The 12,645-nt window shown below is 37.7% G+C and carries 9 protein-coding genes and 1 pseudogene; 8 read left to right on the top strand and 2 right to left on the bottom strand.

The features are described 5' to 3' along the window. Positions 1-22: 22 nt before the first annotated feature. Positions 23-382, top strand: a complete 360-nt coding sequence (locus KQP93_RS18295) for a DUF1294 domain-containing protein (RefSeq protein WP_217877258.1) — start codon at positions 23-25, stop codon at positions 380-382. A 56-nt stretch (positions 383-438) separates the two neighbouring features. Here KQP93_RS18295 and KQP93_RS18290 read toward each other — a convergent pair whose 3' ends face one another. Both KQP93_RS18290 and KQP93_RS18285 read right to left on the bottom strand, forming a co-directional pair. Beyond that, entirely contained in the window at positions 439-783 is a 345-nt protein-coding gene (locus KQP93_RS18290) for a PEGA domain-containing protein (RefSeq protein WP_217877257.1), read from the bottom strand. A gap of 114 nt (positions 784-897) precedes the next feature. Beyond that, entirely contained in the window at positions 898-2,856 is a 1,959-nt protein-coding gene (locus KQP93_RS18285; protein ID WP_217877256.1) for a serine/threonine-protein kinase, read from the bottom strand. 261 nt (positions 2,857-3,117) lie between these two features. Here KQP93_RS18285 and tagH point away from each other — a divergent pair, with 261 nt between their 5' ends. The 7 genes and pseudogenes from tagH (at position 3,118) to KQP93_RS18250 (ending at position 12,549) form a co-directional block, all read left to right on the top strand. After that, positions 3,118-4,428, top strand: coding sequence for a type VI secretion system-associated FHA domain protein TagH (gene tagH / locus KQP93_RS18280; RefSeq protein ID WP_217877255.1), 1,311 nt, complete (start codon positions 3,118-3,120; stop codon positions 4,426-4,428). A 26-nt stretch (positions 4,429-4,454) separates the two neighbouring features. Next, positions 4,455-4,913 (top strand): type VI secretion system lipoprotein TssJ, encoded by a 459-nt coding sequence (gene tssJ, locus KQP93_RS18275; protein WP_105181720.1) that lies wholly within the window; start codon positions 4,455-4,457, stop codon positions 4,911-4,913. A 9-nt stretch (positions 4,914-4,922) separates the two neighbouring features. Further along, positions 4,923-6,250 (top strand): annotated as a pseudogene (gene tssK, locus KQP93_RS18270) (type VI secretion system baseplate subunit TssK). Positions 6,251-6,266: 16 nt separating this feature from the next. Continuing rightward, complete coding sequence (tssL, locus tag KQP93_RS18265; RefSeq protein ID WP_217877254.1) at positions 6,267-7,544, top strand: type VI secretion system protein TssL, long form; 1,278 nt, start codon at positions 6,267-6,269, stop codon at positions 7,542-7,544. A gap of 10 nt (positions 7,545-7,554) precedes the next feature. Then, positions 7,555-11,055: a type VI secretion system membrane subunit TssM gene (gene tssM / locus KQP93_RS18260; protein ID WP_217877253.1), complete on the top strand. Its 3,501-nt coding sequence runs from the start codon at positions 7,555-7,557 to the stop codon at positions 11,053-11,055. Further along, positions 11,037-11,765, top strand: a complete 729-nt coding sequence (tagF, locus tag KQP93_RS18255) for a type VI secretion system-associated protein TagF (protein WP_217877252.1) — start codon at positions 11,037-11,039, stop codon at positions 11,763-11,765. Before tssM ends, tagF begins: the two co-directional genes overlap by 19 nt. Beyond that, complete coding sequence (locus tag KQP93_RS18250; RefSeq protein ID WP_217877251.1) at positions 11,758-12,549, top strand: PP2C family protein-serine/threonine phosphatase; 792 nt, start codon at positions 11,758-11,760, stop codon at positions 12,547-12,549. The genes tagF and KQP93_RS18250 overlap by 8 nt, the downstream gene beginning before the upstream one ends. Positions 12,550-12,645: the final 96 nt, after the last annotated feature.

Genomic DNA, 12,645 nt, shown 5'->3' with positions numbered 1-12,645 from the left:
GCAGAGTATAGGTGATAGTTCATTGATTAAGAAAACATTAATTACATTTTCATTGTTGTTCTTAGCGCTGCTATGGTTGGTATCGTGGCAACTTAATATTACCTTCTTTATTGCAAGCACTTACAGCGTAGCGAGCTTAATAAGCTTTTTGGTATATGGCTGGGATAAACGTTTAGCGATGCAACATGGCGAGAATGTGATAAGAGTACCTGAGCGTACACTGCATATTTTAGGGTTAATCGGTGGCTGGCCAGGTTCATTAATTGCACAGCAATGGTTAAGACACAAATCTAAAAAACGCAGTTTTATTGCCGTACTTTGGTTAACAATTATTGTTAATGGCAGTGTACTGTCGTCACTGTATTATTTGCAGTTAATTTAAAAGTAGATAAAAAAAGGAAAGCAGTTGCTTTCCTTTGGTGGGAAGTAATTTTTACATTATTGAGTCACTTGATTAGACTCTATGCTGGCAAGGTCTACAGTCAATATTGTTTTCTTATCTACAACAATCCACTTGCGATAGGTTAAATAGCCAGGTTTTGTAACTTCAATATCGTATTTACCATCATCAAGTTCGATACCATCTTCGTATACGGGTTTAATATTCATAATACGAACACGGGCATCGTTAGGTGTAGTAACGACGGTTAATGAAGTTACAGGCATTTCTTCTATCACTTCAGCTACAGGCTCTACAATAGGCTCCGGTTCTGGCGAAACTTCAGTGGTTGATGAACAGCCAGCAAGTATCATTAATGCACAGGCAAGACTTAATTTTTTCATAATTACTCCATTAAATTACACTATTTATTAAACGTTAAAGAAAAAGAATGGCGTTCAAAAATATAACTGTGCAAATTCACTCTTCCCTGACGTTTGATTATTTAACATTCTGAACTAGATTTTATTTTCTAGGCTCTTTCTAATTTCTTCGCTACGCTCGACAAGTCTTTCGGCTGTTCTGTACATTTTTCGTTTCATTAAGCTACTCGCCATAGAAATATAAGTCGTCGCTATTTGATCTTTGATTAGTAAAATGGGCTCAAAAGATTCGGGGAAAATTTCAGCTTCCTTACTAAATGATTCATCAAATTCCATAAGTTGTTTATAGTCAGAAACATCGGCAAGTTGAGTATTAAACTTTTCTAACTTTTCTTGATAAAATATTTTGGCATCATCGTCAGGATAACTGACAGTCATCCCTTCATTTGTTTTTCTCTTATACTCAGCTAATGCAACCATGGCTGACTCTTTTTTTTGCAATGCCGTAACGAGTGGTTCAAGTTCTGAAGTATTTGAAAAAACTAATTCACCGACATCAAGTAACGTTTTTTGCGCGACGAAATCTTCATTTTCAATAGACGTTAAAACGGCCATTTTGAAATTATTTATATGTTCTTGGTTAGGTACATAACTATAACTAGCGTCGATAATTTTTAATTGAGATACAAGGCTGTGAATATTGTTTTCTCCACTTTCATCATATCTAGATTGCGATAACAGTACATCTAAACGATAACTAAGATCAGATAGGATCGACTGCCTTTCAGTAAGTAAACTTTCGAGCTTGTTATTTAATGTTTCTGAATCGGGATAGATTTTTTTTGCTTCGTCATAAATATCAATAGCATCATCGTAGGCCCTTGTATTTATGGCTGTTTTTGGTAAGTTATCAACTTGCTTAGTAAATTTTTCCACGACTTTACTTTGATGAACAGCTAAAAGACCTTCTTTTAATACTTTGTATTGTGGAGGAATCTCATTTAAACGTTGCGGTAAGTCATCACTAGGCCAATTCATCCATGTTTCAAGTTGTTCTACTTTTGCAAGCGAGTTTTGATAGTTTGCTTCAATCAATTGCTGTTTATCGCTTTGAGATAAAAACTGATACCCAGCAGCTCCAAGGAGTAATGTGTAGCAAGCGGCATGGATTAATAAAGATGTACTATTGTTGTTTAGTTCAGACCTAACTTCGATCAATGATTTAGGGCGTTTTGCGGCATCAAGTGAGAGGCATTTTTTGATTTTAAGCCAAACACTTAGTGAACAGTTCCTAGGTTTTTTTACACTTGTTTCTTTTGCTACTTGATTTGCAGCGACTCTGTTGTATGGGTGCTTGCTCGTTAATAGCTCAAATGCAATACAACCAAATGCAAATATATCGTCTTTAGCTGAAGATTTGTCTCCATTTAACTGTTCGGGGCTTGCATATGTAGGGGTGTAACCATTGCTGTTTGGTTGCTCATTGTTTGCAGGGGCTGCGTATATATCTTCTTGAAGATTGGTTTTTGCAATCCCAAAATCCAAAATTTTTAAGTTTCCTTGCGAATCAAGAATAATGTTTGAAGGCTTTAGGTCGCTATGAACGATTCCTTTTGAGTGCGCATAAGTAAGGGCATCAATCAGTTGATTTAAAATTGGTTTAGCTCTTTTTTGAGATAATCCACTAGGCTTGTTTCTTTTGATCAACTGTTCAAGAGTTTCACCTTCAATCCATTCCATTACAACGAAATGATAGTTGTCACTTGAAGATGCTGAAAACACTTTGACAATGTTAGGGTGAGAAAGAGAGCGCGTTTTTATTGTTTCATCTTTCAACAACAATAGCGCATCTTCAGAATCTGCTAACTCTGGGTGCAATACTTTGATAGCGACGATATCGTCTTGATTAGAATTAGTATTTAGATATGTATCTCGTGCTCGATAAATATAACCCATTCCGCCTTCGCCAATCAATTCTTCAATCAAATAGCGCTTAGCTAGATATTTACCAATTAAGTGAAGCTTACTTTCTTTCGGTACTGCATTTTTATTTTTTATGGAAGCAATACGTGTTTTATCATTTTCAGCAGTCATTATAATTCCTTTTATAAAAATCAATATCCTTTTGACTGGTGTCATATTTTACAAAAAATACACCAATAAGCAATCATTCAGTTTATATTAATGAACTGGTACTTAAGGTTTAGTTTCAGAATTGGTTATTTGTTTTATCCTTTTTATTCTGTTTTTTAAAACTATTTTAAATTTTATTTTTGGGTATTTTTCCGCGTTGACTTTATTCGGTGAAGTATTTTATCCTAATAGAATGTTTGTATTTATGGGACTAACAATCAAATGGAAGTGATTCTAAATGTTACCAGTTATCACAGGCTCTCTCCTGAGATAGATGCGAAAAAAGTAGTAAAAAATGAATTAATTTTTGGTCGTTCAGAAGAGTGCGATTGGTATTTACCTGATCCTGAAAAAGTAATATCAGGGCGTCATGGTAAAATAGTCAAAGAGACCGATGGATTCTACGTGTATGACTACTCTACCAATGGATTGTTTATAAACTTTTCAGTTTCACCGTTAGGAAAAGAAAATAAACATCGTCTAAATGATGGTGACATTCTCACTATTGGTGATTTTCAAATAGAATCAACTCTACAGCAAGCTAACCAAGTTCAAGATTTTGAGCCACAAATCAATTCTTTCAATTCCTTGCCATCGGAAATGCCAAAAAACTCAAGCGATGATATTAATGGTTTTGTTGAACAGCAAATGACTTATGGCAGTGCAAATGAACTTGAAGAGGCAATGGTCGCGCCAACTTTTCAGAAAACGCCGAGTGATAATATTGACACCTTTTCACAACAAAGCCTTACTCAACCGATTCCAGAAGACTGGGATGATCTAGCACAACTATCAGCTACGGTAGAAGAAAAAGAAAATAGCATGCCTGTACCGCCGGCAAAAGAGCCTGTAAGTAGCACTACAGCCGTTAATGATAGTAAGTCGTTTAATAGTGGCAATAGAGCAATGGCTGCAAATAACGCCTCAGTTAGTGTGCCAATAGAAGATAATCAAAATCCTAACTCATCGAAGTTAATCTCTTCATTTTTAAATGGCTTAAGTATAAATGAAAAGCTTTCAGCAGAGCTGCAAAGTGAAGATACATGGCAGCATATGGGCGAGTGCTTTAAGTTGTTCCTTGAAGGCTCGATGGATTTGATTCGCCAACGGACAAATATTAAGAACCAACTTAAATTGAATCACACAACGTTTAAAGTTGAACAGAATAACCCGCTTAAATTTTCAGCAACCATTGATGATGTTATGCAGAATCTTTTTGTTCGTAACAGTGCAAGTTTTTTGCCAGCGAATGAAGCAGTTAAAGAAAGTTTTGTAGATATAAAGCTTCATGAACAAGGATTATTAGCCGGAACAACTGGTGCGCTTAATGGCCTTTTAGAGCAATTATCACCTCATGGCATAAAAGCGCAAAGCAGTAATGGTGGTTTTCTTAGCTCATTGCCAACTTATGGTGGAGCTTCTAGCTGGCGTATATATAACGAATTGTATGCTGACATTGCAGATGATGTTAAAGCTAAAGGTGTTTTAGCATTTTCTGATGATTTTCTGAAGGCATACAATGTTGGAAATTAGTTGTATTACAAAAAAGGAATAATGCAATGTTGAAGTTCAAGCTTACTTTTGTAGGTGCTTTATGGGTATTTTTAACAGCCTGTACAACGGTAAACAAGTTTGTGCCCCCATCTACTGATTTAAACATTTCAGTGGCCTCAGATGTGAACCCAGATATCTCTGGTCGTCCTTCACCTGTTGTTTATAAAGTGTTTGAACTGAGCTCTCGCACCATTTTTGATACACAAGATTTTTTTAGCTTATATGAAAACCCTGAAGCAGTACTTGGACCTGATCTTCTTAAAAAAGATGAACTCGAATTACAACCTTCTGCAAACATTGAATACAAAATGAACTTAAACAGAAACACTCGTTTTGTTGGTGTTGTAGTCGCTTACAGAGATATTGAGAAGGCCCGTTGGCGAGCTGTGATAGAGGTTGACCCAACTGGCTATGATGACATTGACGTAAATGTTGAGTCGTTAGCTGTATATATGAAAGATTAAGGAATAAACATGAGTGATTACACGCGGGTCGCATGGACAGAAGGAATGTTCTTAAGGCCCCAGCACTTTCAACAAGCAGATAAGCATGTTTCTAGTGTAATTAGAAGGGTAGTAGAGGGTACTGTTCCTGACTCATGGGGAGTCATTGAGCTTGAGATTGATAGTGAATTACTTGTAACCGGTCAATTTGCTATTGATAAATTGTCAGCTATTTCGCCAGATTTATGCCCAATTCAGATGCCAAGTGATGAGTTTCTTCCTGACCCCTTAGTGGTAGCTAAAAGTGCCTATGATGAAATTATATGCCTTGCAATCCCAGCCTTGAAAGGAAGTGGAATCAACATCTCTTCTAATGAAGATGAATTAGTGACGCGTTATAGGATTGCAGACTTATCCGTTAGTGATGACAGTTTAGGCTCCCAGGCTCAAGAAGTAATCCAAGTAGCAAAGCTTCACAGCCGATTGATGTTAATGTCTGATGATACATCGGGTTATGTATTGCTACCGCTCGCAAAAATACAGAAGTATCCAATGAGGGAGCAATAAAACTTGATTCTAAGTATATTCCTCCTAGTTTGTTTGTTACCAGTAATAAGCCTCTGACAGCGCTTGTCAGAGAAGTTTCTGGTTTAATAAAGCAACGTGCTGAAAGTATCGCGGTGAGACTTTGCCAAGGGTATGCAGGTAGCACATCCGTGGCTGATTTTTTGATGCTACAAACACTTAATAAGTATGATGCTATTTTTCAAAGCCTACTAACGCATTCTCGTGTTCACCCGAGAGAGCTTTATGCGCGACTAATTGAGTTAGCTGGAGAACTTGCAACATTTAGTGCTGTGAATAAACGGGTGCCGCAACTTCCAAAATATGACCATGCAAATTTACAGTTTGTTTTTGCAGAAGTTGTAAACTTCCTTTACCAATCACTAAGCCAAGTGATTGAACAAACAGCTACTGAAATTAAGTTAGAACAAAGCAAGTTTGGTATCTCATTCGGTGCATTAAGAGATAAGTCGATTCTTGACTCAGCTCAATTCGTACTAGCTGTCAAAGCGAGTATTCCCCATGAAGAATTACGAAAGTTGCTACCTTCGCAAATTAAAATTGGTAGCGTAGAGTCGATTCGAGACCTAGTAAATAACCAGCTGCCAGGGATCTCAATAAATGGATTACCTACAGCGCCTCGTCAAGTACCTTACCATGCTGGATATCATTATTTTGAGCTTAATAAAAACAGTGAACACTGGAGCAAACTAACAACCAGTGGGGGTATCGCTATTCATTTATCGGGTAATTACCCTGATTTAAACTTAATTCTTTGGGCAATTAGAAGCTAATAAAGGAAGCGTTTCAATGGATGAAACAATAATTAAACCACGTCCAGGACGTTTGAGCCGAGACACGTCAAATTCAGAAGTATCTAAGGCTACGAGTGACAAAACCGTTGTCTCCTTTAGTCACTCTTCACCTGAAAAGGCGAATGTCAGTTCTGTTTCAATTTTTAAAAATGAGTTACTCGATGCTGCTAATGATAGCTTATCATTGATCATTTTTATTAATCAGTCGTCGCAAATTGACAGTTTAGCGGCTCTAAAGCATCGTGCTATTGAATCGATAAAGCGCTTTGAAACGAATCTACGTGCAAAATCAATTGAGCTGACGATTATCAGTAATGCGCGTTATTGTTTGTGCGCTGCAATTGATGAAGCAGTATTAAATGCAAAGTGGAGTTCATTGGAGTGGGCTGAAGAGAGCTTATTATCCACTTTTCATAAAGAAACGTTTGGTGGTGAATACTTTTTTACTTTGCTTGATGAAGCGTTAGCACACCCAGAAACGAATCGAAACTTTCTAGAGTTACAATACCACTGTTTAAATTTAGGTTTTAAGGGGAAGTTTCGAGTAGCGGCAAGCGGTGAAAGTAAGCTAGAAGATTACCGCAATAGAATTTATCACATCCTCAATCAGTTGGACGGGCCGCATAGTCAATTTTTAACACCTAGCTGGAAAAGCCGTGTTGCAGCAGGTGTAGAACTCAGAAACCAAATTCCGCTCTGGGTTGTGATATCGGTTCTTGCTTTAATTGCACTTGCGGTATATTTGTTTTTTAACATGCGTCTTAATGAGCAAGTTGACGCAACGGCTGAAAATTTGAAGTTAGTTCATCCTTTGTCATCTTCACAAGTTGAAGGTAATAAAAGTAAGCAACTCGACTTGTTAACTCAGTTATTACACACAGAAATACAACGCGGCATAGTCAGCGTTGAGCAACAAACAGACAGAATCAGAATAACAATAAATAACGAAAGTTTGTTTAACTCTGGTGAAGCAACACTTTTGCCATCTTTCCAACCAATTTTAGAGAAGTTAGCACTTAGCCTTGAAGGGACAAAAGGCAAAATCTTAATCACAGGTCATACCGACGATAGTCCAATAAGTACCAATCGGTATCCTTCTAATTGGCATTTATCCTTAGCTAGAGCTACACAAGTAGCAAATTCAATGGCTAAGAATACAGGCTTAATGGGAAGGTTATGGCCAGAAGGAAAAGGTTCTGCAGAGCCTTTAGTGAGCAATACGAATTCAGATAAGGCATTAAACCGCCGAATTGAAATCGACTTACTGTTTTAATGGAGTTGTGATGAGTTTTATTCAAAAGTGCAAGCGCGCTATGTACGCTGCTACTTCTCGTAAGGTAATGATTGTAGTTGGCTTTCTAGCTCTTTTCTTACTTATTTGGTTTGGTGGTCCACTGATTGCAATTGCCGATTATAAACCATTTGAAAGTGTCGCCGCTCGTGCCATCACTGTTTTAGCAATTTTACTAGTATATACGGTTGTTAAACTAGTTGAGTTTAGAAATCAAAACAAGCGAAATACTAGCATGACTGAAGAGCTGATTGAAGTTGATGCTAATTCAGCAGATGAGGTCCAAGAAGAGATTAAAACCTTAAAAACTCGTATGGTTGAGGCGATTGAGTTATTGAAGGATGCTAAGCTTTTTAATGGTCGTAATATCTATCAGCTTCCTTGGTATATCATGATTGGCCCACCGGGGTCAGGTAAAACAAACTTCATTAATAACTCAGGTCTTGATTTCCCTTTAAAGGAGAAGCTAGGTACTGACTTAATTCACGGTGTTGGTGGTACGCGTAATTGTGATTGGTGGTTTACCAACAAAGCTGTGATTATTGATACCGCAGGGCGTTACACTACACAAAATAGCCATGCTTTACATGACTCCAAAGCATGGCAAGGGTTTTTAGGACTACTTAGAAAATACCGCCCCAAACGACCTGTAAATGGGGTGATCATCAGTATGGGTATATCCGAACTGATGAACCAAACTAAAACAGAGCGTAACTTGCATGCCCGTGCGATAAAACAACGCCTGCAGGAGCTTCAAGGGCAGCTAGGCATGACTTTTCCCGTTTATGTTATTTTTTCAAAAGTCGACTTAGTTGAAGGCTTTAGAGAATTTTTTAGTGAGCTTAGTGATGAAGAAACGGAGCAAGTTTGGGGGGTTACTTTTGAACTTGATGCAGATTCTGACAATCAAATAGAAGTGTTTAACAAAGAATTTCATGGGTTAATTTCAAATTTAACCTCGTTATTAAATCGACGTTTGATTAATGAACATGATCTAACGAACCGTTCAAAAGTGTTTGAGTTTCCAAAGCAACTTCGTGCGCTTCAAAGTGTAGGCTACTCTTTTTTAAAAGAAATATTTACACCAAATGCCTATGAAAGTCTGCCAATATTTCGTGGTGTATACCTTACCAGTGCAACGCAAGAAGGAACACCTTCTAATTTGCTGACTGAACAAAATTCAACGAAAAAAGACTATATCAATCAAACGAGAAGCTTCTTTATAAAGCGTTTATTAGAAAGCGTTATTTTTCCTGAGCAAAACTTAGCAAGTACCAACAAACATCATGAAAAGCAAAGCAAGTGGCTACGCTTGTCATGCTTAGCTGTGACATGCATTACACTGATAGCATTAAGTATTTCTTGGTTTGTTAGCTTTTCATGGAATAGTGATTTGATAGATGAAACAAATCAAGCGCTAGCTGAATATCAAGTATTAGACCAAAATACGGTAGATAAAAGTAATTTGCTTGTTTTGAATCAGCGCTTTAACAAGCTAAAGAATTTCCCTGTTAACGAAATTAATGCTGAAGACTTTGAGGCTTATGGTTTTAGTAAGGTAGAAGAGCTAACAGAGGCTTCAAAAAGTGCCTACTTGCGTTCACTAAAAACATACTTAGAGCCATTTTTACTCAATGCGCTAACATCTGAGATGGAGCAACAAGCTGATTATTTGAGTTATTTATACGAGACATTACGCAGCTATCTGATGTTATTTAAGCCTGAGCATTATAATCAAGATGATTTACTTGCCTGGTTTAGTGCCTATTACGAAAGGGCTCTTCCGGGGGATGTAAACGTAACTAATCGCAGTGATCTTATGGCTCATACGCGAGCATTACTGGATCATGGTTTCTCTGGGCAAGAAATTGATCATCAAGCTGTTCGCCTTGCGCGAGCTGAATTAACAAAACTGCCAATTGCAGAAAGAGCTTATCAAAGACTGCAAGCTGATTTTATGGAAAGCAGCATTCCACCAATAAAATTAACAGACATTATAAGTTACGAAAGTGCTAGAGAATTTAGTTTTCAAAACCCTGAAGTCGCGATGAAAGGTATCCCAGGTCTATATACCTACAATGGTTATCATGGCATTTTTAATGTCGAGAAAAGCAAGATGTTGGGTAACTTGATGGCAAGTAGTTGGGTTTACGGTGAAGAAGCTGCAAACACATACGATATCTCAAAAGCTGAAATCGAAAAGAAATTAGAGCAAAAGTATTTTCAAGATTATATCTATTACTGGCGTTCGTTTGTTGATGAGCTGACTTTAAATGAGTTCAATTCACCAACAGAAGGTGTTCGCGTTACTAATGTTTTAGCGGGACCAGAAGCGCCAATAAAAAATATTATTACAACTGTTCAAAAAAATGTTCAGTTGACTAAGTTGCCTATTTCGGAAAATCAAAAGGCTGCCGGCAAAGTGGCTGCAAATGCAGCAGAAGTCGCTATGCATACTAAGGCTAATAGACTTAAGCGTTACTTACCCAATGAAACACCGAAATTTGAGGTGAAGCTTCCAGGCTATCAAGTAGAAGAAGCATTTAGTGATATTTTAGAAATTGAACCACAGCAACTTGAGACAATTCAAGCAAGTTTAAGAGAGCTAAATATTTACTTAAACCAACTTGACCGTGGTGGGTTACTTAAGTCTTCTGTAAAGAACCAATTAAGTGGTAAAAATAAACCAGAGTTTCTGAGCGAGCTTGAGTTTCAAAGTAAAGGGCTGCCTTATCCAGCCAGTAATTGGTTGTTGAATATAAGCCAAGATACGTCAAACATCACAAGAAAAAGTGCCAATCAGCACTTAAACGAAATCTGGAGAAGCAGTGTTTTACGTGAGTACAATGCAGCAATCGTAGGGCGTTACCCGTTGGTGCCTCACTCAGATAAAGAAATTAACCTTAAAGATTTCTCTGACTTTTTTGGTCCTAAGGGCACAATTGATAACTTCTTTACTACCTATATTGCACCCAGTGTCGATACCAGTAAGAGCCCTTGGCGATTTGAAAAGAACATAGGTGTAAGCGAATCCGCACTTAAAATGTTTGAGCAAGCAGCCAGAATTCGTGAGGTATTCTTCGATGGCAACAGTAATACACCACGCATAGAGTTTGGTTTAAAGCCGATAAAACTCGACCAAACAATTTCTAGCTTCATGATCGAAGTTGATGGCCAGTCAATGGTTTACCGTCATGGTCCACCGAAAGTAAAAAGTATTGTTTGGCCAGGAGACGTTGCCCAAAGTAAAACCAGAATTGTGTTTACACCACCTTATGGTGGCAGGACTATCAATACTAGCTACAGTGGCGAATGGTCTTTCTATCGAATGTTAGATGATTTAAAGGCTCAACGGGCAGAAACTCAGAGTGACTTAGAGCTGCATTTTTCACTGCAAGGTAATAATGCATCCGTTGAATTATTACCAAACTCAATTAGACATCCATTTTGGAACGCAAGTATAGAGAGTTTTTCATGTCCGACAAGGCTATAGGTATTGGCTATTTGGGCAAGGTTCCATTTTTGGGTGACTTTGTGCAAGAAGGGATCTGCCAACAGTTTTCAGAAAATTGGGAGCATTGGTTACAGGCTGCAATAGCAGTAAGTAAAGAACAGCTGGGTGCTCAGTGGCAAGAGCGTTATTTAACAAGTCCTGTATGGCACTTTGCATTATCTGAAAACTTAATTACAGAAAGTGCAAAAGCGGGAACACTTTTGCCAAGTGTCGATGCTGTAGGTCGTCATTATCCCTTTACAGTTCTTGTTGAGCGCGATAGCACACCTATCGCTACGTTAAACTCGAACCAGCTTTCGCTTGATTATGAAGATGCAGTGTTATCTGTACTTGATGACAGTGTTGACTTGAGTGTTTGGCAGAAAAAGGTGTTGAATACGCTTAAAACGAGTCATTCACCAGTTAAAAAGTTCAGTAAAAGTCTTTCTCCAGATGAAAATAAATCTGCTGCTGTATTTGAGTTTCAAGGAGATGAATTGGGTGCTGAGACACTAAATGATGTATTGCATTCGCTATTACTCAATAAATATGGAGAGTACAGCGTATGGTGGACTCACGGCTCTATCAATATTAAACCTGTTGTATTTGTGACAGCAGGCCTACCACCTGTAAATCAGGTGGCTGCAATGCTAGATGGACGTTGGCAGCATTGGGAATGGAATTATACCCAGGTAAGTGAGTGTGAATAAAAATTTTATTAGTTATGCCGTGTCTCATCGCGGAGTCGTTCGAGAGCTAAACGAAGATGCTTATATAGAGCTTAATAAGTATAACATTTGGGTTGTTGCGGACGGTATGGGAGGCCATGAAGCAGGCGATTTTGCAAGCCAGCTAGTGGTAGACGTTATTAAGGCTGAAGTCGAAGAATTGCCTGCGTCATCAATTTCGACCGAGGTGTTGATCAAGGCGATAAAAAGTGCCAACACAAAATTGCTCCAATATAGCAGTGACTTTTTGGCTAACAAGACGGCCGGTACAACAGTTACAGTACTGTTTTTTAAAGATAATAAGTATTCAGCAATTTGGGTAGGTGATAGCAGAATATACCTTTACAGAGCGAATGGGTTGTTACAGTTATCTCGAGACCACAGCCAAATTAATGATTTAATTGATGAGGGGTTACTCACAGAGCAAGAAGCAATAAATCACCCTTTAGCAAATGTTATTACACGTGCGGTAGGGGTGCAAAATGAGTTGTCTGTCGACTTTGTAGAAGGCGACTTATTAACTGATGATATCTTCTTACTTTGTTCTGATGGATTAACCGGCGAATTAAATGACTCGGAAATTAGTATTGCTTTGGAACCTAAAAATATCATTGACTCAGGTATGGCTTTAATTCATTCCACTCTTGTGCGTGGTGCAAGAGATAATGTTACTTTTATTTTGGTGAAAAATGAAAAGTTGGAAAATTATAATAGTAAAACATTAATTAATAATGATTTAACTGTGCCCTTGTTATTGGGTAAATAGCTTATTATTTAATAAATGTGGATGGTGGTTTGTTTTATTGTTTTATTTTTTGTAATTTAATTTTAATTAATGGTTTTGTAGCTTGAAATTATAAAT

This window comes from Pseudoalteromonas shioyasakiensis, from assembly GCF_019134595.1.
GTDB lineage: Bacteria > Pseudomonadota > Gammaproteobacteria > Enterobacterales > Alteromonadaceae > Pseudoalteromonas > Pseudoalteromonas shioyasakiensis_A.
This window is presented reverse-complemented; position numbering and strand designations above follow the sequence as displayed.